Annotated in this window: 19 protein-coding genes; 5 read left to right on the forward strand and 14 right to left on the reverse strand. The window is 71.3% G+C overall.

Annotation, left to right across the window (positions count from 1 at the left end; translation table 11 throughout):
- The first annotated feature begins 110 nt into the window (after nt 1-110).
- Nucleotides 111-746 (forward strand): TIGR02266 family protein, encoded by a 636-nt coding sequence (locus E6J58_10650; GenBank protein TMB37777.1) that lies wholly within the window; start codon nt 111-113, stop codon nt 744-746.
- Here E6J58_10650 and E6J58_10655 read toward each other — a convergent pair.
- Entirely contained in the window at nt 719-1,810 is a 1,092-nt protein-coding gene (locus tag E6J58_10655; protein TMB37778.1) for a hypothetical protein, read from the reverse strand. The two genes, E6J58_10650 and E6J58_10655, sit on opposite strands and share 28 nt — an antisense overlap.
- Nucleotides 1,811-2,031: 221 nt before the next feature.
- Here E6J58_10655 and E6J58_10660 point away from each other — a divergent pair, with 221 nt between their 5' ends.
- Both E6J58_10660 and E6J58_10665 read left to right on the forward strand, forming a co-directional pair.
- Nucleotides 2,032-2,919: an NAD-dependent epimerase/dehydratase family protein gene (locus E6J58_10660; GenBank protein TMB37779.1), complete on the forward strand. Its 888-nt coding sequence runs from the start codon at nt 2,032-2,034 to the stop codon at nt 2,917-2,919.
- A 143-nt stretch (nt 2,920-3,062) separates the two neighbouring features.
- Nucleotides 3,063-4,625, forward strand: a complete 1,563-nt coding sequence (locus E6J58_10665) for a hypothetical protein (GenBank protein ID TMB37780.1) — start codon at nt 3,063-3,065, stop codon at nt 4,623-4,625.
- 7 nt (nt 4,626-4,632) lie between these two features.
- Here E6J58_10665 and E6J58_10670 read toward each other — a convergent pair whose 3' ends face one another.
- Both E6J58_10670 and E6J58_10675 read right to left on the reverse strand, forming a co-directional pair.
- The gene (locus E6J58_10670; GenBank protein TMB37781.1) at nt 4,633-6,180 is read right to left on the reverse strand and encodes a 3,4-dehydroadipyl-CoA semialdehyde dehydrogenase; all 1,548 of its coding nucleotides are present in this window, start codon (nt 6,178-6,180) and stop codon (nt 4,633-4,635) included.
- A gap of 19 nt (nt 6,181-6,199) precedes the next feature.
- Nucleotides 6,200-7,645 (reverse strand): M20/M25/M40 family metallo-hydrolase, encoded by a 1,446-nt coding sequence (locus E6J58_10675; protein TMB37799.1) that lies wholly within the window; start codon nt 7,643-7,645, stop codon nt 6,200-6,202.
- A gap of 38 nt (nt 7,646-7,683) precedes the next feature.
- Between E6J58_10675 and E6J58_10680 the strand changes: the two genes are divergently transcribed.
- Nucleotides 7,684-8,331, forward strand: a complete 648-nt coding sequence (locus tag E6J58_10680) for a hypothetical protein (protein TMB37782.1) — start codon at nt 7,684-7,686, stop codon at nt 8,329-8,331.
- A gap of 31 nt (nt 8,332-8,362) precedes the next feature.
- On the opposite strand, the gene E6J58_10685 is transcribed toward E6J58_10680, so the two are convergent.
- From E6J58_10685 to E6J58_10730, 10 genes are read right to left on the reverse strand one after another with little or no spacing between them, the layout of a single operon-like run.
- The gene (locus tag E6J58_10685) at nt 8,363-10,894 is read right to left on the reverse strand and encodes a hypothetical protein (GenBank protein ID TMB37783.1); all 2,532 of its coding nucleotides are present in this window, start codon (nt 10,892-10,894) and stop codon (nt 8,363-8,365) included.
- Between the two features lie 7 nt (nt 10,895-10,901).
- On the reverse strand, nt 10,902-11,228 hold the full coding sequence (locus E6J58_10690; GenBank protein TMB37784.1) for a hypothetical protein: 327 nt from the start codon (nt 11,226-11,228) through the stop codon (nt 10,902-10,904).
- Nucleotides 11,225-13,723 carry an ATP-binding cassette domain-containing protein gene (locus E6J58_10695; GenBank protein TMB37785.1) on the reverse strand — a complete coding sequence of 833 codons (2,499 nt, stop codon included), beginning with the start codon at nt 13,721-13,723 and terminating at the stop codon, nt 11,225-11,227. Before E6J58_10695 ends, E6J58_10690 begins: the two co-directional genes overlap by 4 nt.
- The gene (locus E6J58_10700; GenBank protein TMB37786.1) at nt 13,720-14,772 is read right to left on the reverse strand and encodes a hypothetical protein; all 1,053 of its coding nucleotides are present in this window, start codon (nt 14,770-14,772) and stop codon (nt 13,720-13,722) included. The genes E6J58_10695 and E6J58_10700 overlap by 4 nt, the downstream gene beginning before the upstream one ends.
- The gene (locus tag E6J58_10705) at nt 14,769-15,776 is read right to left on the reverse strand and encodes a hypothetical protein (GenBank protein ID TMB37787.1); all 1,008 of its coding nucleotides are present in this window, start codon (nt 15,774-15,776) and stop codon (nt 14,769-14,771) included. Before E6J58_10705 ends, E6J58_10700 begins: the two co-directional genes overlap by 4 nt.
- On the reverse strand, nt 15,773-18,004 hold the full coding sequence (locus E6J58_10710; GenBank protein ID TMB37788.1) for a hypothetical protein: 2,232 nt from the start codon (nt 18,002-18,004) through the stop codon (nt 15,773-15,775). Before E6J58_10710 ends, E6J58_10705 begins: the two co-directional genes overlap by 4 nt.
- A gap of 30 nt (nt 18,005-18,034) precedes the next feature.
- Nucleotides 18,035-20,371, reverse strand: a complete 2,337-nt coding sequence (locus E6J58_10715; GenBank protein ID TMB37789.1) for a hypothetical protein — start codon at nt 20,369-20,371, stop codon at nt 18,035-18,037.
- Nucleotides 20,368-21,279: a hypothetical protein gene (locus E6J58_10720; protein TMB37790.1), complete on the reverse strand. Its 912-nt coding sequence runs from the start codon at nt 21,277-21,279 to the stop codon at nt 20,368-20,370. The genes E6J58_10715 and E6J58_10720 overlap by 4 nt, the downstream gene beginning before the upstream one ends.
- Nucleotides 21,280-21,334: 55 nt before the next feature.
- Nucleotides 21,335-22,264, reverse strand: a complete 930-nt coding sequence (locus tag E6J58_10725) for a hypothetical protein (GenBank protein ID TMB37791.1) — start codon at nt 22,262-22,264, stop codon at nt 21,335-21,337.
- A gap of 1 nt (nt 22,265) precedes the next feature.
- The gene (locus E6J58_10730; GenBank protein TMB37792.1) at nt 22,266-23,492 is read right to left on the reverse strand and encodes a hypothetical protein; all 1,227 of its coding nucleotides are present in this window, start codon (nt 23,490-23,492) and stop codon (nt 22,266-22,268) included.
- A 209-nt stretch (nt 23,493-23,701) separates the two neighbouring features.
- Between E6J58_10730 and E6J58_10735 the strand changes: the two genes are divergently transcribed.
- The gene (locus tag E6J58_10735; GenBank protein ID TMB37793.1) at nt 23,702-25,321 is read left to right on the forward strand and encodes a hypothetical protein; all 1,620 of its coding nucleotides are present in this window, start codon (nt 23,702-23,704) and stop codon (nt 25,319-25,321) included.
- Here the strand turns inward: E6J58_10735 and E6J58_10740 are convergent.
- Nucleotides 25,248-25,877, reverse strand: coding sequence for a lytic transglycosylase domain-containing protein (locus tag E6J58_10740; GenBank protein TMB37794.1), 630 nt, complete (start codon nt 25,875-25,877; stop codon nt 25,248-25,250). The two genes, E6J58_10735 and E6J58_10740, sit on opposite strands and share 74 nt — an antisense overlap.
- Nucleotides 25,878-26,524 lie beyond the last annotated feature (647 nt).

The raw sequence follows: 26,524 nt of genomic DNA on the forward strand, positions 1-26,524 counted from the left end.
CTTCTGGCTGGCGGCTGGGGAGCTGGCCTCGGGCAATCTTGCGTCCAGTCTGTAAGGGACGACAACCACTGCGCCGATTCGCGGCACGCCGCTTGAAGGGACAACAGGGAATGCCGTCGACGAACTTCGTCTTTCCAGTGCGGTACGTGTCGGAAGGGGTAGCGGTCCAGACCACGTCGCGCGAGCTCAGCCCCCTCGGCATCGCGGTGCGTTCGCTGGCGCCTCCACAGGTCGGCGCGCGCGTGTCGATGGCGCTCTACCTGCCGAATATCGCGGTGCCGGAAGTGGCAATCGGGCGGGTGGCGCGGGCGAAAGCCGGAGCGCCGGGGGACGCCGGTTTCTGGGCGGACTTCATCGTCGTCGATCCCCAGGCGCGGATGCGCATCTCGCACCTCCTCTCGGATCGCGACCAGAAGGACGGCAACCACCGCGGCTTTGCCCGCCACGCGGTGACGTTGGCCGTCCGGTTCCGCAGCGCGCGCGACTTCGTGCTCGAGCACGCGAGTAACATCAGCCGTGGGGGCATCTTCATCCAGACCGACGATCCGCCGCCGCTGGAGACGGTGGTGCAGGTAGAGGTGAACCTGCCGGACAATCCCGCGCCGGTGACGACCAACGGAATCGTCGTGCACCGCCAGCTCGCCGTGGGCGGGAAGATGCCCGGCGTCGGGGTGCAGTTCGTCGATTCCGGGGATGACTTCCGGGAGCGGATCGATCGCTACATGGACTCGCTGCTCAAGGACTGACGGGCGCGGAAATCGAGCAGCTCGAGCGGGCGCTCGGCCATCTCGAAGACCACCTCGCGGCGATATCCTTCCGCGTCGCCGCCGACCTGGAGCGGCATCTCCCGGTCGAACCGGACGGAGACCTTGTCGCATTGAAAATCGAGAACCCCCGTCGGCGCCGGTCCCCCGCGCCAGAGTGTGCGCAGATGAGTGAGGACCTTGGGAACGCCGATGGCGGTGAGACGGAGCTGGAACCTGCCGGGAGCGCGCAGCGCGTGAGGGAAGGCGCGGAAACCAAATCCGTAGTTGGGGACGGTGCTGACCGCCGCGATCTTGCACGGCCCGCGGTAGATGACCTCGCCATGCTCGATCTCGCGGCCGACCGGTTTGCCGTCCGGACCGAGCTGCTGCGCGCGGCCGCCCAGATTCAGCACCTCGACTTGCGGGATTCCCCGCTGGAGCAGATACGAGGGGAGCGTCTTCCCGACCACCGAGCAGAAGTAGCCCAGGCCGCCGGGCCCGACGGTTTCCTTCAGGCTGACGTAGTCGTTCAGCACCGCCGCGTCGATCCCCAGCCCGGCGAAGGGAGCGCGCTTCCCGTCGTGGAGGATGAGGTGCAGCGGCCGGGCGACCGAGACCTCTCCGGAGCGGGCGCGGAGGATGTCCTCGACGACGCCGATTCGCCTCCCGCTCGCGCCCACGTAATCCGCGACGGCGTTGCCGGTGCCGAGCTTGAGCACGCCGAAGCGGGGCATGAGGATTTCGCCGACCGGAACGGGAACGAGCTTGAAGGCGCCAAGTGCCGTGTCGACGCGCGGCTGCTGAGCCTGGTCAAAGAGGCAGTTCACGTAACCGACGAAGGTTCCGTCGCCGCCGCCGGTCAGCACCGTGCGGTAACCCTTGTCGAGCACCTGGCGGGAGATGGAGCGGGCGTCGTCGAAGCTGCGCGAGTAATAGAGATCCTCGGGCGGGACGAAGTTCTCCAGCTCGCGCTTCAGCGTATCGGAGACGCTCCTCGCATTCGCGTTGAGGAGCACCGCGACGCGATCGGCGCTGCGGGCTGGAAGACGCTCGACGTTGCCCATTGGACGGTGGTGAGTAGCAAACGTGAGGCCGCGAACCGCTGCGGCGCGTTACGACACAAACTCGAAACAATCCCGGCACTTGGTTTTCATCCATGTAGCCGTTACACCCACATGCCTCCGCGTACAAGCGGTGGCGGTGCGAAGCCGGCTACGCAGGTCACGTTTGCTCTTGGCGCGCCGCTGCGCCCGGCGTACACAGGGCGCTCCCATCTGGAGGGTGCATGAAGGTCTTCCTCACGGGCGGCAGCGGGTACATCGGTTCTGCGGTCGCGCTCGCGCTGAAGAAAGCCGGGCACGACGTGCTCGCCCTCGTCCGCTCGGAAGCAAAGGGAGAGGCGCTGAAGAAGGCCGGCGTCAAGCTCGCCGTCGGCGAGCTCGGCAACCCCGCCGGCTACGCGGGGGCCGCGTGGGGACGTGCGGCGTTCGTTCACGTTGCGCAGGACTGGTCCGCGCAGGGACCGGAGCTCGATCGCCGGACCATCTCGAGTGCCCGCGATCTCTTGCGCGGCCAGGTGGGGGCGACCTTCATCTATACGAGCGGCTGCTGGGTGCAGGGACCGACTGACGGCGTCGCCGACGAGAGCACGCCGGCGAAGCCCGCGCGCGCGGTCTCCTGGCGACCGGCGCACGAGCAGGCAGCGCTGGAGATGGCGCGCGACGGGATCCGTTCCGTCGTCGTCCGCCCCGGAATCGTCTACGGGGGCGCCCGCGGCGGAATCCCGGCCATGTTCTTCGGCACCGCTTTGAAGCATGGCGCTGCCCAAACCGTCGGAGCCGGCGAGAACCACTGGCCGTTGGTCCACATCGACGACCTGGCGGAGCTGTACGTGCGGCTGGTCGAGCGCGCGCCCGCCGGATCCGTCTATTACGCCGCCGACGCGTCGCGGCTGACGCAGCGCGAGATCGCCGAGGCCGCCGCGCGTGCCGCCGGCAAGGACGGCAAGATCCAGCCGCAGCAACCCGACGGCACTCCGTACCAGGAAGCGCTGACGCTCGACCAGCAGATCTCGAGCGAGAAGGCGCGCAACGATCTCGACTGGCGCCCGCGGCACGAGAGCTTCGTCGGCGAGGCAGCCCACTTCTTCGCCCTCTGGCACTCCGCGCGATAGAGTCTGCCGTTCCGAATCGCTGAACCATGGTGAGCAAGGCGGCGAGTGCCCTGCAAACCGCCTTGGCGTAACGCTCCCAGACTTGACCTTGCCAGCGCAGTGGCATTTGTCCCCTGCCTCCGGAAGGAAACGGGGGTCCCATCATGCGAAATGCAATCGTGCGAGGACTGGCGCTCGTTCTGGCGGCGCTCGCCGCGCCCGCGGCGTTCGGTTCCAACTACGTGGTGCTCTACAAGCAGCAGGACCTGCCCCGCGACGTCGAGGCGACGGTCACGAACGCCGGGGGTTCTGTCGTCTATCAGTATCCCCAGATCGGAGTCGTGATCGCGAAGTCGGACAACGCTTCGTTCCGCGACAACCTGCTCAAGGACAACCGGATCGAGAACGCTGCAGCGACGGAGCGTTTCGCGACCAGACTACCCGACACGCAAATGGATGCGGAGGGGCCGCCGCCCGGCGACCTTCCGAATGCGCCAGCGACGGACACGGACTCGCTCTCGGCGCTGCAGTGGGACATGCGGCAGATCCACACACCGGAAGCGCATGCGATCACCGGCGGCAGCCCCGCGGTGCTGGTGGGCGACATCGATACGGGAATCGATTTCCACCATCCGGACCTGAGGCAGAACATCGACGTGGCCAACAGCGTCAACTGCGTGAGCGGAGTGCCGGTGCCCGGACTTGCGGCACAGGACGACAACGGCCACGGCACCCATACCGCCGGAACCATCGCCGCCGCCGCCAACGGATTCGGAATCGTCGGCGTGGCGCCGAACGTCAAGATCGCCGGAATCAAGGCGGGCAACACCGCCGGCTTCTTCTTTCCCGAAGCGGTGATCTGCGCGTTCGTCTGGGCAGCGACGCACCACGTCGACGTGACGAACAACAGCTACTTCGCCGATCCGTATCTCTTCAACTGCCGCAACGACCCGGTCCAGCGCGCCATCTGGAAGGCGGAGCAGCGGGCAATCCAGTTCGCGCAGTCGAAGGGAGTCACGGTGGTCGCCGCGATGGGGAACGAGAGCGAGGATCTCGCGCACCCGACTGTCGACGCGACCAGCCCGGATAACACCACTCCGGTGACGCGGGAGGTGACCAACGCATGCGTGGTCATTCCGGTGGAGATCCCGCGGGTGATCGGCGTCACCGCCGTGGGGAACGCCCGGCAGACAGATGCGAACGGCAACCTCATCACGGGATATCTGAAGTCCTTCTACTCGAATGTCGGCGTCGGCGTGGCCCAGTTGACCGCACCGGGAGGGGATTCGGTGTTCGGCCGCACGCCGGAGGCGGTGAATGGCCGCGTGCTCTCGACGTACCCGCCGAACAAGCCGTGCACGCGCAGCGTGAAGGAGAACATCGGCGATCCCGAAGAGCCGACGGTCGTCTACTGCTACCTCCAGGGAACGTCGATGGCATCGCCGCACGTCGCCGGCGTCGCCGCCTTGATCGTCAGCCGCTTCGGCAACCTGAACAACCCGCAGAACGGAAAGATGAGTCCCGAGCGCGTGAAGGCGTACCTCGACCAGACAGCAGATCCGCAGCCGTGCCCGGTCTTCCTTCCGCCGACGTACGAGACCGTCTTCGGCACCGGCACCGAGAGCGGCTTGTTCGCGGCGTGTCAGGGTGGCCCTGGCTACAACTCCTGGTACGGAAAAGGCCAGGTGAACGCGCTCAACGCCGTCACTCACGCGTCGGGCAACTAGCAGGCGCTCAGGGCTTCTGCTGCTCGAGGGCGGGGGCGATCGCGTCCAGCAACGCGCGGTCGCCCTGGAGCGCCACCCGCTGAGAGTAGAGCTGCAGGCCGCGAAGGCCTCCGAGCTCCTCGCCGCCGCCGGCGTGTCCCGGTCCGCCATGCAGCAGCTGCGGCAGGACGGTGCCGGGCCCCAGCGTCTGGCCCGCGACCTTCTCGCTGCCGATGTAGATGCGGCCGTGGTACGGCGCGATGGCGAGGACGCATTCGCGGAGGAAGTCGCGGTCGTCGCTGTAGACGGAGCAGACGAGCCCGCCGCCGCCGCGCCGGACGAGATCGGCAGGCGATCGCGCTGGGGCCAGCGTGGCAACGGGTCCAAAGACCTCGTCCTTGTGCATGATCTTCGCGGCTGCCGGGTCGCGCGAGAGCAGCAGCACCGGCGAGACGAAGTATCCCTTTCCCTCGGGCGCGATCGCCTTGACGGTCCCGTCGCCGCCGAAGATCGGGTCGGCCTCGGAGGCGAGCTTCGCGATCCCCGCGCGGACGTCGCGCAGCTGATCGGCGGTGCTCAACGGACCCATGGTCACTTCCGCGCGCGCGGGATCCCCGACCCGGACCTGCGAGAGCTTCTCGATCAGCGCCTCCCGGGCCGCCGGAAGCTGGTCGCCGGCGACGAAGATCCGGCGGACCGCGGTGCACTTCTGTCCGGCCTTCTGGGTCATGTCGCGAACGACGTCCTGGACGAAGACGTCCCAGGTGGCGCTGCCGGGTTGCACGTCCGGCCCGAGCACCGCCGCGTTGAGCGAATCGGCTTCGACGTTGAGCCGGGCGCCGCGCCGCGCGAGCTGCTCGCGCAGCTTTCCCGCGGTCTGCGACGAACCGGTGAAGGCGACGACGTCCTGCGGGCCGAGCCGGTCGAGCAGATCGCCCGGCGATCCACAGACGAACTGGAAGGCACCGCGAGGAAGGATCTCGGCGCCGAGCTCTGCGGTGCGCCAGGCGACGAGAGCGGTGCTGGTGGCCGGCTTGCTCAGGATCGGCATTCCTGCCAGCAGCGCGCAGGCGGCCTTTTCGCAGGTGCCCCAGGCGGGGAAGTTGAAGGCGTTGATGTGAACTGCGAGGCCGTCCCTGGGGACCCAGAGATGGATGCCCGCGTACCGCGCCGTCCGGCCGAGCTGCACGGCCTCGCCGTCGCGCAGCGCGCGCAGCGACCCGAGCTGCGCGCCGAGCTCCGCATAGTGCGCCAGCGTCGCGATGGCGCCGTCGATGTCGAACTTCGCGTCCCCGCGCGTGTTGCCGCCGTTCTGCATGGCGAGGCCGATCAGCTCGTCGCGCGCCACGTGCATCGCCTTGCTCCACGACTTCAAGAGCTCGCCGCGCTGCGCGAACGTCAGCTGGCGCGCGGCCGGGCCGCCTTGCGACCGACCGAACTCCACCGCTTCAGCGAAATCGATCCCGTTGCTCGAAGTGCGGGCGAGCGGTCCTTCCGTCGAGGGGTTCACCAGGGTCGAGAACGGCTCCTTCCCTTCGACCCAGCGTCCTCCGACGAAGCTTCGCAGCGTCTGCATGGCGCCTCCTGCAGTGGATCTAATGTGTCGCCGGCCGAGCCGCCGGACGCGGCAACGTCGCCGGCATCTCGGCCAGCGCGTACGCGACCACGGCGATGGCCGCGGCGTTCTTGGCGAGATTCTCCGGATCGATCTTGTCCAGCGTATCGGCGGCGCTGTGGTGGATGTCGAAGTAGTGCGTGACGTCGGGGTGAACGCTGACGAGTGGCACCAGCGCGCCATCCATCGGGGTCAGGTCCGCGCCGCCCGCGTCGCCCTCCTCGAGATGGATGTCCAGCGACTCGAGAGGCAGGAGCCATGGCGCGAGCATGGCGTTGCCGCCCTCGCCGGTGCGCAGCCGCACCGACAACGGCCGGTCGGCGCCGCTGTCCGCTTCCAGCGCGGCGACGTGGCGGCCGAGCTCCGCCTGATGCGCGGCGGCATATCCCTTTCCGCCGGCGAGGCCGTTCTCCTCGTTCATGAAGAGCACGACGCGCAGCGTCCGGCGCGGGCGCTGCTGAAGCGACGCGATCAACCGCCCCGCCTCCATCACCATCGCGACGCCGGCGCCGTCGTCGTTCGCGCCCTGCGCGAGGTCCCAGGAGTCGAGATGCGCGCCGATCAAGACCACTTCGTCCGGCCTCTCGCGCCCGCGCACTTCGCCGATCACGTTGGCCGAGTCAGCGTCCGGCAACATCCGGCATCCGAGCGCGATCCGAACGCGGACGGGTCCTCGCTGGAGAAGGCGATGCAGCAGATCGGCGTCCTCGGTGCTGACCGCCGCGGCGGGAACGCGTGGAGCGTCCGCGTCGTAGATGGTCAATCCGGTATGCGGCGAGCGAAACGAAGCCGTCGCCAGCGACCGCAGCAACACCGCGACCGCGCCGGCCCGTCCGGACGCGGAGGGACCATGGGACCGCATCTCGACGAACTTTCCGTAGTCGGCGGGAGCGGACATGGTGTGATTGAAGAAGACGATCTTCCCGCGCACCGCCGCGCCCAAAGCCGCGATCTCCGCGACGGAGCGGGCTTCGACCACCTCGGCCGTGGCGCTGCCGCCGATGCTGTTGCCCAGCGCCGTGAGGGCGAGACGGTGGTCGATGCCGCCCGGCGACGCCAGGATTTCGGCCGTCTCCTCGCCGCGGACCCAGTGCGGCACCTTCACCGCCTCCGTCCGCGCAGCGAGACCATCCTGCTGGAGCTTCTTCAGCGCCCATTGCACCGCCGCAGCCGCGCCCGGCGATCCGGAAAGCCGCGCCCCGACGGTGTCCGTCAGCTCCTGCAGCCGCGCGTAAGCGACCCCGCTGGTGAGCGCGCCGCCCACCAGCTTCTGCGCAACGTCCGGGGGAACGGGACCGACGGCGAGCACCAGCGCGAGCAGCAAGGGACCTCCCGGAGAGGCGCACCTTATCGCACGAAATTCGTGGCGGGAGTGGGAGTGCGTGCTCCGCGCCTCGCACAATGTCGCGTGGCCTCGCCTGCCGATCCTGTGCTCTGTGAAAAGAAGACTCAAAGGAGCAGACCATGAAAAGGATCGTCCTCGTCGCCGCCGTCGTTGCCGCTTGTGGGGGTAGCTCGAATATCGCGGCGAATCGCAACCGGGCCGGTTCGGGATCGTCGACCCTGCTGGTCACTGCGACCGCAACGGTGACTGCCTCGGACACGTCTCCGTCCACGAACTACCTGGTCACCGTCAAGAACGGGCAAAACGCTGGCGTGACCGGAGCAACGGTCAGCTTCGGCGCCGTGTCGCTGACGGACGCGGGCGGCGGCAACTACACCGGTTCGAGCACGTCGTACCCCTCGGGCGACCTGAGCCTCTCGGTGGTCAAGGGGACTGACCAGGTGCAAGGCGTGGTGCTCGGCTATCCCGGCGCGCACGCGATCAATGCGCCGACGGTCAACAGCACCGTCTCCGCCGGCCAGCCGCTGCACGTGAGCTGGACCACGCCCTCGGTGGCGCAGTCGGTCACCATCACCACCCGCGACTTCAACGCCGCCGACGTCTCCGACACCGGATCCTACGACATCGCGGGCACGGACAATCCAGCCCGGACGAACCAGCGCGTGATCATCGTCCGCTCGAACCAGTTGGACCTCGCCGGCGGCCTGTCGGGTTCGTTGGCGAAGGTGACGGTGACGAGGCGGGTCGATCCCTTCATCGTGAACTAGCCGCTGCCGCACCGGAGGCGCGGCTTTGCGGCTACGCTTGAGGCTGTACGGTCAGCCTCTGCCAGATGCGCAGCGCGACGAGCGAAGGGCCGGAGACGTCGATCCATTGCTTCAGCACGGGACGGCGGGCATCGAACGCGAGGTTTCCGCCGAGAAGCCCGGTCTGGAACGGCGACGTCGAAGGCGGCCCGCTGAACCACTGCTCGACGCGCAAGAGCGAATCGGAGCCGCCCGCGAACTGACGCCACCAGGCGTCTTGGCGGTGCGGCAGGACGTCGGGGTCCGGAGCGGCAGCCGCGTCGGCGAGCCCGAACCATCGTTGGCGCAGCTCGTCCCCGGACGCCACGTCCACGCCCTGCAGCTCCAGCGCGGGATCGGCCGGCGCGTCGCCGGCGCGCACGCGTAGCGCGCCTTCGCAGACGCGCCGTTTCGTCATGCGCTGGAGCTGCAGCGGGGCGGCGGAGAGAAGCGGCGCCTGCAGAAGGCGCTCCTCGATCCGGCGCAGCGTCTCCGCCTCGCGCAGCTCGTCGTCTACGTCCATGGCCACGAGCTTCCAGCCTTCGCCGAGCAGGTAGAGCCGCACTCCCGCTCCACGCATCGCGGTGAGATCGGGAGCGGCGCGGCGAAGCGTGCCTTCGAGCTGCCGGCGGACCAGCGCGAGGACGGTGTGGAGCACGGCGTCCGCCACCGCGCGGTGCCGTTCCGCTTCGTCGCCGTGCAGTCTTCCCCCGCTCGCGATCAGCGCCCGCCAGTGCCGCGCCGTGGCGCGGTACGCATCCCGCAGCGTGCCGGGCGCTTCGCGGTCCGCCGCGGCGAAGGCGGCGGCGTCGATCAGGCGCTCGCCCCCGAGCAGGAAGCTGCTGGACGTTCCGGGGATGAACGGAGCGGGCCGTCCCGGCGAATGAGGAACGCGAACGGTGACCTGGAGGGTGAGGCCGCCGAAATCGACGTACGTCTCGATGGGATGGCGGTCGTCGCGCGTGCGCCCCCGCGCGGCCCGGGCCGCCGCGGGATCGGCGACGAGACGATGCGCCGCGCTTTCCCATGCGGACTCGAGCCCGCGGCAAAGCTGGCTGGCGCCGCGCTCGTAGACGGCGCTGAACGGCTGCGTCGCGCCGCTGTCGAACGCGCACTCCGGATAGGTGACCACCGCTTCCGCCGATGCGAGGCGGGGCCGCCGCAGCGTCCATCGGCCTCCTTCGGGCGCCGCCAGCGGAACGGCGTGCGCAAGAGCGAGGGTGCGGCCGAGTTGGTAGGCGAAGGTCTCGAGCAGCGTGCGGCTCACCTCGGCGCGATCGGCGGTCGCTTCCGGAAGCTGCGCGAGCCAGTCGGAGAGCAGGAGCAGGTCGGGCGACTTGAACCGATCGATCAGCAGCGGGCCGCCCTCGTCCTCGGCGGTGGGCGCCTGCGGCAGCCAGAGCTGGTCCGCGGCGTCGGGCGATCCCCGCAAGAGAGCTGCCAGCGCCGCGGCACCCGGCGCCGCGAGTGCCGTCGGAAGCTGTCCGCCGGGCGCGAGCAGGTGCTCCCCGCATCCCACGCGATAGGCCGTCGCCGGGTCGCCTCCGAGCCGCCGGAAACCGGAGGGAGTGGGCCGGTGAGCGCCTTGCGGCAACAGCTTCGCGCCGACCGCGCCTGCGGTGGCGCTGTCTTCTTCGACGACGACAGTGGAGGTACTTCCGATGTCGACTGCGAGCCGCAGGGTTCCCGCCGCCGCGGAGGCCGATGAAGCGAGGGCCGCTTCCGGCGCCGACCCGACGCACGCGCGCCAGAGCGCCGGCAGATCCCAGAGGGATTGGGGCTCCCGCCCTTCGCGGACGCGCAACACCGCCCACCTCTGCCAGTCTGCCGGCCAGTCCGCGACGACGGAACTGGCCAGGCGCGGCATCGCCCACGTGACCGCGCCTTCGCCCGTCACTCCGTTGGGAGTTGAGCCCGGCGATGCCGCAGCGCCCAGCCAGAGCCGGACGGGCGTCCTGGAGCCGTCGAGGCGCTGCGCTCCGGCGCGAAGGCAGACGGTGCCCCGCCATCCCGGGGAGAGGAACGGTGGCGAGAGCGCCAGATGGATCCGCAGCGATGCGGCCCCCGATCCGTAGCGACCGGCGAAGACGAAGGGGAAGCATTCCACGGCGGTGAGCTCGGACTCGCGGACGACGGCGAGCCACGCTGGCTGCACGACGCGGGGGCCGTCCAGCGCGGCCGGACCGTCCAGACGGATGACGCCGGCATCGACGAGCGGCGCACACCAGGACGGCATCGGGATCGGGACCAGGTGCTTTTCGGATGCAGGTCCGAGGACATCGGCTGGCACCAGGAGCGGATCGGCGCAGCCGACGGCGTCGCGCCAGTCGGCGAGCGCCGGCCGCAGCAGGTCGTTCGCGGTCGGCTCGGGGAGTCCGAACTGCGCCCGCATGGCGGCGAGCAACGCCTCGATGGCCAGCGCTGGCCTGAGCGGCTCCGCCCGCCCCGCACGCGTCAGCCTGTTGGGAGGAGCGCCGCGCCGCTTGAGCGCGCGAAGCGCCGCGCCGGCAGCGCGCTGGACGGAGATGGAGTCAGGGGAAGCCAATGTCGTCTCAGCGCAGGTGCGCGCGGGGGGCGGTTCCGGGCGGCCGATGCGCGGCGTCGGATTCGGCGGGAGGCGTCTCTTCGTCGATCTGCTCTTCGGCAAGACGGCGGCGCCGCAGCAGCAGGCGGAGAATTCCGGCGCTGCCGGCGAACAGGCCAGTGAGGCCCAGAGCCAGGCGGGTATCGCCGAGCGCGATCGCGGAATCGAGCAGCTCCGGCGGGCCGTACAGCGCCAGCACGCTGGGGACGAGGAGCGTCACACCGGCCGCGGAGATGAGCGCCAGGGTCCAGGGCCTGCGTTCGAGGAGCGCCATTTTGCGGGCCGCGCGGTTCATCGGTCTCCGCCTTCGATCGTCCACTCGCGGGTGGGGACGCCGAAAGCGCGCGCGAGCCCGAGGTCCACCAGTGGACTGTGTGAGACGAGGATCGCCGCGTTCCGGCCGGACGGCTCGTGGACCCAGCGGAGCAGCGCGTCCATCAGCCGCAGGTGAGCCGCCGGATCGGCTGCTCCGAATGGCTCGTCGAGAAGCAGGAGGCGCGTCCGATCCCGCGCCGATTCCAGCCGGAGCACTTCGCCTGCGAGCAGGATCCGCTGTCGCTCGCCCTCCGAGAGCGTGCCGACGGGCCGTGAGACCAGATCGTCATCGAGCTGGGCGCCAAACCAGCTCTGGGCCAGCGCGCGTCTGGGCTGGATGGATCCGCCACCGAGGATCTCGTGGACCGGCATTTCGGCGGGAAATGCGCGCGCAGCGTCCTGCATCACGTAGCCGACCCGGATCGGAAGGGGCGGCCGCGCCGCGATCTCCCGCAGGACCGTCGACTTGCCGCATCCGGAGGGCCCGCAGAGGACGACGAGCTCGCCTCCGCGGATGCGCGCGTCGGGCGAGACGGCATGAGAGCGGCCTCCGATGGTGACGCGGGTCCGCAGGACGCGGACGCCGTCGGGCGCGCCGGAGCCGGCGACACCCTCAGGCCGGGCGCCGTCGCGCGCGGCGAAGAGCGCTCCCACGGCATCGAGGTATTCCTGCAGGCCTTGCCCTTCGGCTCCCTCCCAGCGGCGCTCTCCGTCCCTGCGTATCGTCAAGGAGCGGGCGCGGCGGTTCTCGATCCAGAGGACGTGGTCCGCGACGGCCTGCGCGCCGCGGTCGCCGAGCAGCGCATCGATCGGCTCCGGATCGTGCGAGGTGAGCACCAAAGCCCCGCTTCCGGTGAACTTCGCCGGCAACAGGTCGCGCACGCATTCCAGCAGCGCGGACGTGCGCGCGCCGTCCTGGGCGGAGGTGGGCTCGTCGAGGAGCAGCGTGCAGCCGGGATCCGCCCGCGCGCGGGAGAGCGCGAGCGCGAGCAGCAGGCGCTGCCGCTCGCCGCGCGAGAGCGTCGCCACCGACGTGAACGGATCGAAGAGGCGGCGGCGCACCGGGTCGTCGCCGAGGCGCCCGAGCAGGTCCCAGAGAACGCGATCGGTGCGGACCGGCGCCGCGCGCGCGACCGCCGCCACGTCGGTGCCGGAGAAGGCCGCAGGCAGCGCTTCGTCGGGATCCTGGGGAACGAGAATCGCGCGCTGGAGCTGCGCGCTCCACGCCCGGAGCAGGGTGCTCTTCCCGGCGCCCGAAGGACCGAGGACCCACTGCAGCGCCGGCCTTGGGGCGAGGCCGTGCGCGCTCGCGATGCCGCGGGCGAGCACTGCGGGGCCGACGCGGAGAACGCCGCCGTCCAGCTCGATCCGGCCGGCTCGGCGCGGCAACGTCTGCGCGAGCAGCAGGAGGAGGGCGGCGGCGACCACGGTCACGTGCGCGGAGCCCCAGGCCTCCGGGAACGGGCCCGGCGCGCCGCTCTCGTCGGCGCCACGGAGGAAGAGCGCCGCGCCGAGGGAAGGGTAGGGAGGAAAGCCGGGCGGACGGAAGCTGTCGATCAACGTGTTGGAGACGATGTCGATGAGGACGGCGCCGGCCATTCCGGCGAGCAGGAGCGCGCCGAGCTCCCGGCGCCGCCGCAGCCAGAGCCCGTGGCGGAGCAGGATCGCCCAGCGTTTCTCGCCGCGAACGGTGGCGGCGAGGAACGAGTCGCTGCTCTCCTCCGCGGCCCGGACGTCGTCCAGCCAGCTCCAGAGGCCGCGGCTGATCCCCAGGCCTAGCGCTGCCGACGCGGCGAGGAGCCCTGGAGCGGCGCCCAGGAGCGATCGATACGCGAGCTGATCCTCGGGACGCAGCGCCAGCCATTGGCCGGCGGCGAGCATCGCGACTGGGCTGCAGACCAGCGCACGTACGACCAGGGCAAAGGCGACGTAGGGAACCGCTCCCGCAAAGGACAGAGCGGCGCCACAGATGCGCAGCGCCGATTCCAGACGCCGCGCGTAGAGCAGCGTCCAGAGGGCGCCGATCCACACCGCCGTCGCGGCGGCGCCGAGGGCGATGAGGCAGGTGCCCGCCAGCATCATCGGCAACGCAGGCTCGAGGATGCGCTCGAAGGGAAGCGGTCCTCGCCACCAGAGCGCCATCCGCAACGGGAAGAGCGTGCCCGTGGAGCTCCAGATGCCGAGCGTCGCGGCGGCGATGACGGCGGCCGCGACCAGCGCCAGCAGGTCGGCAACGGAGCGCGGCCCGGTGTCGGCGAGCTCGCCGCGAAGGTTGCGGCGAATGAATGCAGCGAGGACGGCACCGCCGCCCATCAGGAGGATCGCGAGGATCGCCGCCGTGAGCGGATACGGCTCCGCGCGGTCGGTCAAGGCGACCGCCTGCGCGAACCCCAGGACGAGCAGGATGCCTGCGATGGCGGCGGGTGCGCGGAACCCCGGCGGGAGGAGCGCGTCGACGGCCTGGTGCGCCGTCACGTCGCGGTCCCCGAGGCGCTGAGGGACCAGCGGACTTCCGCGACGAATCGGTGGCCGAGATACCAGAGGACGACGAGCGCGCCGCCGACCAGCGCCGCGGAAGAGAGTCTATCGCCCGCCGACACCTCCGCCATGGCAGCGCGGATCAGCGAGCCGAGACCGCTGGAGGCCGCCTGCAAGGCGGGGTCCTGGTCCGCCTTCGCGCCGGCGAACACGGCGGCCGCCGCGAGGGCCGGAACCAACGGGACGAGCCAGCGCGTCGCGTCGAGGACGGAGAGTCGCGCCGCGCAGGAGAGAGCGGGCCGCGCTCCCAGGGCGCTCAGATGCGCCGCCTGCGGTGGCGGACCGAACAGCGACCGTGCCGCCGCGCCCGCCATCGCGCCGGCGAATCCGGCGACGAACAGCGCCGCGGCCGGTCCGGCACCGATCGAGCGGGTCCGATCGTAGAACAGCGCTGGATCGAAGAGCGGCGCGAGCGGAAGCACGATCAGGGCGGCCGTCGAAGCTCCCGTCGCGAACCGGCCGGCGGGACGCGCCGTCATGCGGCCTGCGCGGATCCCCTCCGCGATGGCCCCGGCGATGCCGGCGGCAGCCAGGGCGAGGGAGAGCCCGCAAAGCAGGAGACCCAGCGCGTCGTACGCACCCCACGCCGCGCTGCGGAAGCGGCTCTTGCCGGCGACGGCCGCCGCCCAGGCATCGCGCAGCGAAACGAGATGCGACCTTTGGTCGGCGATCTCCGGAGGTCTCCACGGCGGGCGCCTGCCCCACATGCCGCGGAGGACGTCGTCCCGGTCCTTGGCCTCGAGGCTGCGCTGCGCGAGCGCGCGCAGGACTGCGAGGTCGAAATCCAGATAGGCGGAAGCGGAAGGCGGAGCCGCCACGGTGGGACGGGTGCGATCGACCTCCGCCAGCGCAACGGAAAGAACGAGGAGCGAGGCGAAGGACACGGCGCAAGCCGCGGTCCAGCGAAGCGCCGAGGCCGCCAGGCGCGACCCGCGCGCCGCCGTCGCAAGCGCGACGATGCCGTCGGTCTGCGCCTCGACGCTCATCGCGCTTCCTCCTTCAGCGCCGAGAGGCCGACGCATCGGCCTGCCTGCGCCAGCGCGCACCCGAGCTGCTGCTCGAGCGCGGAGCGCAGGACGTCCAGCTCCTGGCAGTGCCCGGACCACGCTGCCGCGTCGAGGCTCCAGGCGGTGCGGTCGAGCGACTTCGGCGGCCCGACGATCCCGGCTTCCCACTGATCGAATCGGTCCAGCACGGCCGTACGCACCCGGCCTTCTCCACAGCGCGCGATCGCGGGTGCCGTCGGGGTCACAGGAGCTGGCGGCGGAGGTGCCGCAGGCTGCGCTTCCGCGCGGGCCTCGCTTCCGAGCAGGACGGCTTCGTCGAGCGGCAGGGAGCGGTCGAAGGCGCGGCTCCATCTGGGATCGCCGAAGCGGAACTTCTCGGGCCATCGGTCGCGGCCGGCGATCAGCGGAAACGACGGCCGGGCGAGATCGGGCTCGTTGTCGGAGCGGACCGGCAAGAGCCACCATTCGCAGAGAGTCGCAGGGCCCAGGTCCGCCGTTGGCCAGGCACGCTGCGCCCCCCAGCAGACGAGGGCCGTGCGCAGCTCCGCCCGATCGGTGGCGACGGCGACGAGGCGTTGTCCCTTCCTGCGCTGCGGGGCCCGCGGCCAACCCACCACCGCGAGCCGCACTGCGAAGCGGTCGATGAGCGCGGCGGAAGGAGGCGTCCTGGCCAGCCGAAGCGCGGCGAGCTCGACGGTTCCGCGCGCTCCGAAGAGGGTCGCGGATTGCACCGCGCAATCGGGGTCCGCTTTCGAGCGGAGGAGCTTGACCCGATTCGGCGCTGGCGAAGGCAGCGCCGTGGACTCGCCCAACGCACGGGCCAGGGCGCCCGCGCGCACTTCGCAGACGTCATCGGGCTCACCCTGGCATTCGGAGCAGCCGCGCAGCGCCGTGGGCTTCGCGGCGTACTGGACGGCGCGAAACCAGTCCTGGGCGTCGGTTCCGCTCGCGACCAGCGCCACCGCCAGCAGCGCTGCGCTCATTGCGGCGTGCTCCAGGCCTGGAGCAGACGACCGAAGTAGCGCGGGCTGCGGGCTGCGTCAGCTTGCGATTCGGGGATCGTCAGCGTCGCCGGACGAAGAAACGCGAGCGGATAGATGGGCGCTGGCCCGTTTCTCGCCACGTCCTGTTCCAGCAGACGCAGGCTTTCGGCGCGCGTCGGCGGCGGCGCCGACGAGCTTCCCAGCCAGGAAGGTGGCGGATAGACGATCGACGACTCGTAGCCGGCGAGCAGCGCGCGGCCGGGAGACTCGCTCACCGCCTGGCCTCCGCTGAGGTTCTGGTTGCCGGCCGGATGCAGCAGGGGAACCAGCGTCGGGTAGCGACGGTTGTAATAGTTGCTGGCGACCGTCAGCAGGACGTCCCAGCTCCCCAGCGATCCGCGGTGGACCTCGCTCGCCTTCACGCCGGAAACCTGCACTGCGACACCGCGGCCAGCGGCGACCGCGGCGATGCGCGCGGCTGCCGCCGCCCATGGCTCCTCCTGCACGTACACGAGGCTGAGAGGACGGCAGCTGGCGTCGCCGATTTCGCCGAAGGGCTGCGCCGGCCCGGGATCTTCGCAGGCGGGGGCAAGGCCGTCGTCGTTGCGAGGCACGAGGCCCGCGAGCGCGCGGGCGCGCGCGTCACAAGGCGCCCGGTTCTCTCCCGCGGCCACCGGCTCACGCAGGTCGCGCTGGAGCTCGAGAAGGCGATCTTCGCTCGCCGTGGCGAGCGCGTTGAACAGGCGGCGCACGCACCGCGTGCTGCCGTCCCTGCGCCCGAAGAGCGCCACCAGCGACTCGAATCCGTCCTCGCCTGGTTCGGGGCGCGCCGGCGCGTCGAGGTTCCAGAGCGCGCGGAAGAGACAGATCCCGGGCTGCTGCAGGCATTGCAGCCGCTTCTCCGCCACGGACTCGGGCCAGAGCGGCTGGTAGCGGATCAACAGCCGCGACCGGGTCCCTTTTGCCTTGGGCACCTCGGCCGAGCTCTCCAGCGTCACGTGCAGGGCGTCGTAATCGGCGAGGTGGAACGGACCTGACGCTCCGACGTGGTAGGGGATCTCGTCGGCCGCGAGGTTGGTCAGCGGCGTCTGCAGCTTGCCGACGGAAGCGCGGAGCTGCGCCGCCATCCTCTCACGCTTCAGCTTGCATGCCTTCTCGCCGCCGGGCTCGCAGCGGCCGAACAGCGCCGCCATCGTCTCCTCGTCGAAGGCGGCCCGCTGCAGGCTGCGCAGCAGCGGCGTGGCGCGCGAGGGAAGCCGCGGATCGAACGGCGCGAAGACCGGGAACGCGAGCGTCTGCGCCGCCATCTCCGCTTCGCGCGGCCGCTCGACGTCGATTCCGCGCATGAACAGGCAGATTCCCCGCGGATGGCGATCGAAGAACGCGCGCAGGTCGGCCGCGGTCTCCGGGCTGCCCGGCGCGCCCAGCGTCGCCGCGTTCCACGGCTGTGCCTCGATGAACCTGGCGGAGTTGGTGGCGGTCACCGCCTCGGACACCAGCGTGCTCAGGTGGACGCTCATCGGGACGGGGCCGCACGCGGCAGGCGCCACGGTGGACGGCGCCGTCGCCTGGGCCAGCGCCTGGTAATAGTAGAGGCTCGTCGCGACGTCGTCGGGAGCGACGTCGGCGCTGCCGCCCTGGTAGCAGGCTCCCTCGGCGCAGGTGCGGACGACACCGCAATAGAGCAGCGCGCTCGCGGCCTTGCTCACCGCGCAGTTCGCCCCGGCACCGGCGCAGGCCTCGAGGCGGCCTGGCTGCAGGACGGAGGCGGGTGCGGGCTCGTCGCGCGGCCGGGCGGTCTGCAGAGCCGGCAGGAACAGCGCGTCGTGGAGCTGCTGCTCGGTCAGGGTGGCGAACTGCCCGGGACAGAGCGGCGACACGCGGCCGCTCACCTCGTAGACGAGAACGTCGCCGACTTCGTCGACGGCCTGCGCCTCGCATTCCTGGGTGGCGCCCGCGGTGGCGAAACGCAGGTACTGCTCCGGGACGTCTGCCCGCAGGGGGCACTTGAGGAGCACCGGCCCCGTCGGCTGGCGCACTTTGAGGACCGCGTGGCGGTCGCGGACGGAGAACGTCGCCGGCTTCTGCACGGCCTCGGGCAGAGCGCGATCGATGCGCAGCGCTCCCGCCCGCTCGGCCAAAGACCAGGGCGATGCCGGCCGCACGGGCGCGCTGCTGCGCACGTACGCGGTGCCGGAGGCGGCGACCCCGGCGAAGGCCATGACCATCGCGAACAGCGTGCGCAGCGATTCCCCTCCTCAGTAATCGCGCCTGCGAAGGCTGAAGAAATAGAAGACCTGGTTGGTCACCGTCGGCGTCAGCGCCACCTCGAAGACCGAGTCGGCGCGGCGCGACACGTCCTCCGGATCGGTCAGGTCGGCCACCCGCTCGTAGATGCGGCCGAGCTGTGGATGGCGGCCCTGGCGCGTCACGTTCTCGCTGCCGTAGCGGAAGGGGTGCGTGCTGGCGATGGAGATGAGAGTGCCGGCCTCGCGCAGGCGGCGCAGCGTCAGCCGCACTCCGGCGTGCGCGTCGCAGCTCGACAGCGTCACGCTGCTCGGGCTTTCGGGACTCGACAGCGTCACCTCCTGCGGGCGCTCGATGCCCGGCTCGCGCGGCAGGCACACCGAGCCGTCGAACTGGCCAAACGGCGCTTCGGCGCGCAGCCGCGAGAGGGCCTCGCACGCCTCCTGCGCGCAGCGATCGAGCTTCTGCACCCACTCGTCGCTGAACCCGAACGGCGGAGGAAACTCCAGCCTGCGGCTGTCCGGCGACGCGGGAGCCGCCAGGTCGGGGCGGTGCAGGCCGAACAGCTTGCGGACGGAGGCGGCCACCTCGTCGGGGCATTTGCCGCTCCGCACCGCACAGAGCCGCTCCTTCACCGCATGGCGGTCGAGCGCCTCGCGGTACACGGTGCGCAGCCGCCTGCGGACCTCGCGTGCCGTCAACAGATGGCTGCCGCAGATCAGCGGCTGCGGCAAAAGCTCGAGGATCCGCGTTCCGCCTTCGACGAAGACCTTGTAGCCGACGACGGAGGCGGCCCGCTGCTGGATGTTCTCCGCGTCGAGCACCTTGCAGAGGAGCTGGGAAGTGCGGGCCAGCACGGCGCGCGCCAGCTCGTCGTGCTCGTGACGCGGGTCAGCGGCGTCGAAGATTTCCTCCAGGCGCTCGGCGATGGGCCCTAGGTCCTTGTCCTCCAGCCCCGAAAAGAGCGCCGTGATGTCCGGTTGCGGCGCCTCGCAAAGCAAATCGCCGGACTGGCGCAAGGACCGTCGCGCGGCGGCGATGTCGGAGGCGCGCGCGATGCGCAATCGCCGCTCGTCGCCACCGAGCAGCCTGGCGACGATGGCGGCATCCTCGTCCGCGTTACGCACCGGTGCCGCGCCGGCGGACCCGATGCAGCGCCTTCCGCGGATGGGAGGCGCCCAGTCGCGGATCCGCAGCGCCGCCGGTTTGGAGACGCCGGGAATCGGCAGCGGAGCGCCGGGCCGCGGGTTCACCCACTCGAGGCGCGCCTGCGCGTCGTCCAGATCGCGAATGGCCGGCAGCGCGGAGAGCCGCTGTTGCAGGGCGGTGGCGTCCGTCGCGAGCGCGACGGCGACCCACCTCGCCGCGGTGGGCTTGTCGGCAGGTGGCAGCGCCGCGAGCTGCGCCGCGGCGTCGAGGTGCAGTGCGCTGGCCCGCAGCCTGCCGGCGTTGCCTGGGCGGAGCGACGAAGGCCAGCCGGCCCGTCGCGCCGAGGTGGCGATGGCGCCTTCCATCGCCGCGGTCGCAGCCTCCCAGGAGCGGAAGACGCCTGGGGCGTCTGGGATGCCCGCGTCCTTGCCGTAGAGGAGCGCACGAGCGGCATCGAGCTGGCCCAAAGCCGACTGTACGCCGCGCAGGGCGGGATCGAGGGCGACACCGCAACGCCGCGCCTCCGCCGACAGCGATGCCGAAAAGTCGCGCAGCGCTGCTCCGGGACGGGTGGCCGGCTCCTGCGACTGCGCCGCGAACGCCGCGTCGATTTCGGACGCGTCCTGGTCCACGCGGCAGGCCTTGCAGTCCCGCCGCGGCCAGCCGTCGCCAGCGCGCCTCGGCCTCGCCAGGACGACGGTGAGCGATTTCTGGCCGGCTCCCGGTTGCACGTCCAGCACCTTGTCGAACTCCGGTTTGTCATCCGTCGCGAGCTCCAGCGCGGCGGCGAACCGCGGCTTTCGCACCAGGATGCGCAGCTTCCCCAGCGCCGGCGGAATGTCGTCGATGGTGACCCGCAGGTCGCCGAGCTCGCCCTCGGGCGGGACCTGCACCTCCTGCGAGATGAGCACGCTCTCGCAGCGCAGCCCCTGCGCGGGGTGGGGGGAGATGACGGAGCTGCGCACGGACTGCAGCGGAACCGAGGAACATCCGCTGGCGGCGAAGAGGAGGAGGAACAGCAGCGCGACCACCACCGCGGCGAGCGGGGCGCGGCGCCGCAGGCGCCAGTGCGCCGTCCAGGGATGCACGCGCGGCTCCAGGGCAAGTCGCCCGATCGTCCGAAGCCAGCCGACGCGCACGAGCCCGTCGTCCGGCGCGGGCAAAGGTCTCGCCACCACGATGGGCGCATGCGCGCTCATTGCTGCCCGAGAAGCTCCGAAGCCTCGAAGATGCGCTGCAGGTCGGCAGGCAAGAGCAATCCGGCGCTGCCGGCGCGATCGGCGAACTCCGGCGTGAAGGGTCGCGCCCTTTCCGGGAAGCCTCGCGCGGAGAGCCGCGCTTCCAGGCTTCGGGCGGAGAAATCCGTCCGCTCGGCGCTGTCGCGGCGGCGGTTGTGCGCGCGCTCCACCGCCGAGTACAGGGCGAGGGGGTGCACCCCGGGATGCAGCGACGAGAGTGCGTCGACGTCGAGACCGATCGGCGTCTCCTCGTCGCGGCCGCCGGCGAGATCGTCGAGCACCGCCGCCTCGGCGACCGCGAGCTGCTGATCGAACAGCCGCGTCTGGCTCGGGTCGATCGATGCCCGGAACGAGGCGCGCTCCAGCGGGTCCGACAGCTGCGCGAGCGCGACGAGGAAGTCCACGTCGAACTCGCGCACCGCCCATAGCTCGCTCCCCCTGGAAACCAGGGGGATCCGCAGCCGCGAGAGCGCGTCGAGGTACTCCGTGCGCCGCTCCCGGCGTCCGCGCTGCGCCGGAGCGAGGATGAGGATGGGATGCGGACGGTCGCGCCAGCCTTCGGGCATCGCCTCCAGCGCCTGCGCGGTCAGCTCGATGAAGATGTCCTCCTCGAGGGGCTTCGCGAGCAGGATGTGGCGGACGAGCAACAGGCGTTCGACGTGTCCGAAGAGCCAGGGCAAGAGGACCTCGCGCTCCAACCGGCGCAGCCCGTCGAAGTCGATCAGGCCCAGCCACGGCCCGGGCACCCATTCCAGCGCGGGCCTGCCGCGGACTCGCGTGCCGGGACCGGGAGCTCCCGCCGCCGTGCAGGCTCCCGCCGTCACCGAAAGCATGCGTGTCCAGGTCGCTGCCACGTCGAGGGAGACCATCGAAACCTCGTGCGATGTCGTACGTTCGAGCAAGCAAAAAAATCCGAGCCGAGCGTCAGAGGAGGGAAAGAAGCTGGCGGAAGCCTCCCATGTGTCCGTACTTCCTCATGTTTCGGAAGAGCGCGCCGAGCTCCTCGGGCGACGCCGGAGGCGCCGAATCCGCCCCGAGCAGGGCGAGCCCGCCTGGCCGTGCCCGGGCAGAAGCGGCGATGCGCGCGCAGAGGCCGGAAGCATCCATCAGAGCGACTCGAGCCTTGGCCGCCGCCGCCACGAATGCCGGCAACTGCGCCGGCTCCAGGGCCCAATGCGGCGGCAGGGACGCGCAAAGGCGCCGCAGATCTCCGCGCAGGTCCTCGGGCCGGGCGAGGAAGAGCCGCAGCGCGGCGTGCCGGCATGCCGCGGGATTGCGCGCCCACGCCGGGCTGAGCACGTGCAGCACCAGCGTGATGGCGACCTGCGCCGTGAGGACCGGCTGCGGGCGGGCGGTGGCGTGAAGGAGCGCGAACCAGTCGGTCTGGGGGATCCGCGAGAGCTCGCCGGACGTGACGAGCTGGGGCCGGAGGCAGGCATCGACGCAGTGCCAGGCGAGCGCGAAGGCCGCGTCCGAGAGCAGCGCTTCGCAATCGGACACCACCTGCTCCGGCGTCAGCGAGGGCGCGAGCTCGTCGTCGTCCGGCGAGCCCGGATCGACCTCGTGCGCGGCCTCGTCCTCCAGCGTCACCGCGATGGCGGAGACGGCGAACCCGGGCAGCGCCTCGAAGTCGACGAGCCAGCGCGACAGCTCGAGCCAGAGCGTGCGCTCCACCTCGACGGGCGCGGCGCCGCTCTCCGTCAGGCGCAGCCGATGCCGGCCGAGCATCTGATCGACCCACGGGCGCAGCCGCGGCGCCCTTCCGAAGAGCGCTTCCCAGCGATCCACGAGCTCGGTCCCATCAGCGGTGCCGGAAGGCTCGGGCCAGATCGGATCGAGGCTCGCCCGGCGCACGTCAGGTCCTCTCCAGAAGCTCGCGGCCGTTTTCTTCCAGCCAGCGGGCGAGATCCGGCAGGCGGGTACGCGCATCTTCCAGCATCCGCTCCGCCTCGCCGTTCTCCAGGTCCACGCCCAGCCGCTGCAGGGCGAAGGAAACGTCGCGCGCGGAGGTTCCACCGAGCGTTCCACGGGCCAGCGCGGACACCGCCTCGAGCAGCTCGCCGCGCGGAACGTCCGACGACGCGCCGGCGCTGAGCAACCGGATCGCCAGATCGTCGGTGCGATCGGGCAACCATTCCGGCGATCCGAATCCCGCGTCCGCCAACGGAGCGGAGAGCCCGCCCGATGGCCCGCCGCGGCTGCGGCGCTCGCTCGCGGCATGGGCCAGCAGCGTGAAGAAGCAGAGGCCCGCCATCTCCGGCGTCAAGGTCTGCTCCGCTTGCGGCAAGAGCCGTCCCGCGCGGTCCACCCAGGGCCAGAACCGCGCGCCCGGTCCGGAAGCGAACCGGGCGAGAAGGGCGCGGGCGTGATCCGTGGTCCGCCGTTCGGCCCGGTTCCGGTTCAGACGCTTGCGTGCGTTGCCCGCGGCGGCCTGGAGCAAGCTGGGCAGATACGCGCCGCGAGCGGCGCCGGATCCCGAGCGGCTGGAGCGTCCCGTCGGGTGCGGCATCCAGAGCCGGTCCTGCACCAGCGCCCACGACGCGTCGTGGGGGTGATCCGCGTGCCGGAACGCCGCGTATGCGGCCTGGGCGATCTTCAGCACCCGAACCACGAACGCCGCGAAGGGCTCTACGCGCAACGTCCTCTGGGCGACCCCGTGCAGTACCTGACGCAGCGTGGCGCGCGGCGTGCGCGATCCGAGCAGGCGCTGCGCGGCGGACTCCAGCTCGGAGATTGCCCGCAGCATGGCCCAGGTGAGGTCGAATCCTTCCGTCCTGCCCAAGGCCATCGCAGCCTCGGCGAGCCATTCGCGCGTGGCCAGGGGCACTGTCGCGCGAGGGTCCGCGCACAAGCGCCAGGAGGCCGGGTCCATCGCCAGCGCGATCGCGCGATCGGCCTTCGGGCCCATCCGCGCCCGCAGGGCGGGCGGAAACAGCAGCGCCGCGTCGAGGTCGCTGCGGCGCCTTCCCCGGGTCGGGGCGCGGACGAACCAGGAAGCGAGCGAGACGCCCGAGGCGTGCTCTGGGTCGCGCGCGTCGAACGCGAGGCGGAGGCACGATTCGAGCTGCGGAAGTGGCTGCATCGACCCCGTGTTCCCGCGTTCGGGTGTTTACGTGACCGCGCCCGCGGGTTTGCGGTCACGAGGAAGGCCCGCTAGGACATACGATCGGGACTGCCGGAGAATTCAACATGAGAGTGGGGGACAGCGCAGCAGAACTTCTCGGGGCAGCCGCAGATTCCGGCTTGCGCTGCGGGGGCTTCCTGGTGGTCTGGCTCGACGATAGGCCTTCGGTGCGGCCCGTCGCAGGCGATCGCCGTCTCGCGCCGGGCGTGCCGGATGCCGTCCTCGACGCCCTCACCGAAGCGCCGGCGCTGTTGTCCGCCGCCCTCCAGCTCCGCACGCCCCAAAGGCCATGGGACCGCGTGGAGGTGGCCGTCGTCCCCGGCCCGCGCACGGAAGGCGAGGCGGTCTCCTTCGGCTCGGGATGCATCCGCCTCTCCATCGGCGAGGAAGCCTCGCCGGCCGACGCCAAGGCGATCGCGCGCCACGAAGCGCTGCATCTGCTACTGGCGGCAACGCTGCGGGGAGGGGAGAAGTGGTGCGATCCGGAGTTGGCGTTTGCTGACTGGATCGTGCGGGGTATCGAGGCGCGCGCGGTTCCCGGAGTTCCCCGGTTCCGCACTCCGCTCCCAGGGGTGCTCGATCCGCTCCCCGTGACCCGGCTCGAGGTGCAGGGCCACCTGCAGACGCTCCCGCGCGAGTCGGCGGCGCGCCTCTTCTTCGGAGAGAGCCTGTATACCGCGTTGCGCGAGGTCACCGGGCCGACCGACTCCGTCGAGCAGCAGCAGCTCTGGCTGGTGGAGGCCGCGCTGGGGTCGTACTTCCTCGATGCGGCGGGCCGCCTTTGGACGCAGGATGCGGACGCGCTGCGGCCCATCCTCCTCGACGACTGGTTGATGGACTACGAGCAGTACGCGCGCGGCCTGGCCAATCCGCCGCGGGGGGCGGGCCATTTCTGGCGCCTGTGGGAAGCCGGCTGGAGCCGCGACCCGGTCGTGCGCCTCTCGGTGGCGGCGCAGGCGCTGCAGCGCGACGATCACTGCGTCTTCGCCGAAGGCTCGCCACCGCACGACGCGGTGGTGTGGAAGAACCGCGGGCGTGTGCGCTTGCCATTGGTGTCGTGCGAGGCAGGTCCGCGGCCGCCTCCGCTCCAGGGATTCCGGTCCGTGCTTCGCGCCGCGGACAGCGCCGACGCGGTGCTGGCGATGGCCGCCGTCGAATCCGCGAGCCGCGGCGCGGAGTCGTTCGAGGCCCGCGCTCTCTGGCCGCGGATCCTCTCCAGGCTGCTCGCAGGGCAATTCCGTTGGCCGGACGTCTCACCCGCCGCCGTACCGGCCGTGCAAGTGATCGATGAGGACGCGCTTGCGCCGTGGGCGGATGCGGCCGCCGCGCTCAGGGCAGTCCTCGGAGAGAAGGCTTCGTGGGTCCCGAGCGTGCTCCCGCCGCAGTCGAAGGCCGCGCTGGCGCGGTCAGCGGCTCCGCCAGCCTCGATCCTTTTGGTGCACGGCGGCGCGCCGTCGCCAGGGTCTCTCCTGGCCGCGCGCGAGCTTGCCGCGCGCATCCCCGTCCGCGGGTCCGTCTTCTCCACAGACCTGAACGGGGGCGCCGCGTACGAGCAGCTTCCGGATCTCGAGGCGCCGCTCGACCCTCGTTACCGCGAGGAGACCTGGACCGCCGGCGCGGTACTACCCTCGCGGGTCGAAGATCTACCCCGGCTTGCCGACGAGGCGACGCGCGACGGGCGGCTGACCACGCCGCTCTCGCATCTGCTTTCGATCACGGCCGTCGGGCTCGAGGAATGCCATTATCCGCGCGCGCCCGCTGCCGCGCTTCCCGCAGCGCCTGGCTGAAGCGCAGCGCGTACGACGCGGTGGAGGCAGGGATCGGCACGGTCCGCAGATCCGCAGCCTGCGCGAACGCCTGCGGGGCCTTGCCCCAGTTGTAGGCCAGGGCGGCGAAGGTCTCCCGATCGAGAGGTCCCCGCCATCCCGCGGCGCGGAGCACGCGGTTCGCTCCCGCCCTCGCGAAGCGCGCATCCCAGCGCCGCCAGGCCGCCTTGTAGATCCGGGCGGCGGCGATCGCGTTGATGCGCGGATCCCAGAGGAGCAGGGGCGAGTCCAGGCTGAAGACTCCCGCCCACCACGGCATCACCTGGAACGGACCGACCTCACACGCCCGGCCCAATGCCGGCTGGAGCGCGGTCTCGGTCATGCCCAGCGCCTCGAGCACGTGCGGATCGACGCCCTCCTCGTGGGCCACCTCGTGCACGAGCGCGCGAAGCCATTCCCTCAGCCGCGGATCGTCGGGCCCCTGCGGCCCGCTGTTCGCGGCGCAAGGAGAGGAAACGGCGGCGGCGCCGGCCCGCGGGGCGAGGGCCAGCGCCGCAACCACGAGGACGGTTCTCACCGGTATGGATCGGCAGCGGGCGTCACGCTGCGGCGGGCGACGGAGACGGCCGGCGCCACGGGGGAGGGCAACGATCGCAGCGTTCCCTGCCCGTCCTGTTGCGTCGCTACCTCGGTGGCGAGCCGGGCCGCGGCCCGCTGGGTCACCGCGCCCATCACCCGTGCGCGCAGCGCGAGCAGACCGGCCTTGCGGCGCAGGGAGTACAGGCTCAGTCCGCCATCGGGTCCTCCCGCTTCCAGCGTGCCTTTGACGAGGGCGGAGATTTCATCCTGCAGCGCCTTGTCCGCGGGGTCGCCCTGCTGGCAGCTGTCGGGGGAGAGGAAGCAGGCGGAATTCGTCAGCCGCTCGTCGCGGTCGGCGACGCGGATCTGCTCCTCCGCCTCCCGCGCCAGGCCGCCGGTGACTGCTCCTTCCGGGCCGGATGCTTCGGCACCGTCCGCGTCCATCGAGTCCACGTCGCGCAGGACGCCCTCGTAGATCGCCCGCGCCTGGTCGAGGTCCTTCTTGTACGCGGCGAGGAACTTCGCGTGCGCGGCCTGCGCCACGCGGCCGTGCGGTCCGTTCTGGGCTACCTCGTTCTTCCAGCCCTGGTAGAGCCGGCGCGTGGCCTCGCTGCGCTCGACGCCCGCAGCCTGCCCCAGCTTGAC

This window comes from Deltaproteobacteria bacterium (assembly GCA_005879535.1).
Classification (GTDB): Bacteria; Myxococcota; Myxococcia; order Myxococcales; family 40CM-4-68-19; genus 40CM-4-68-19.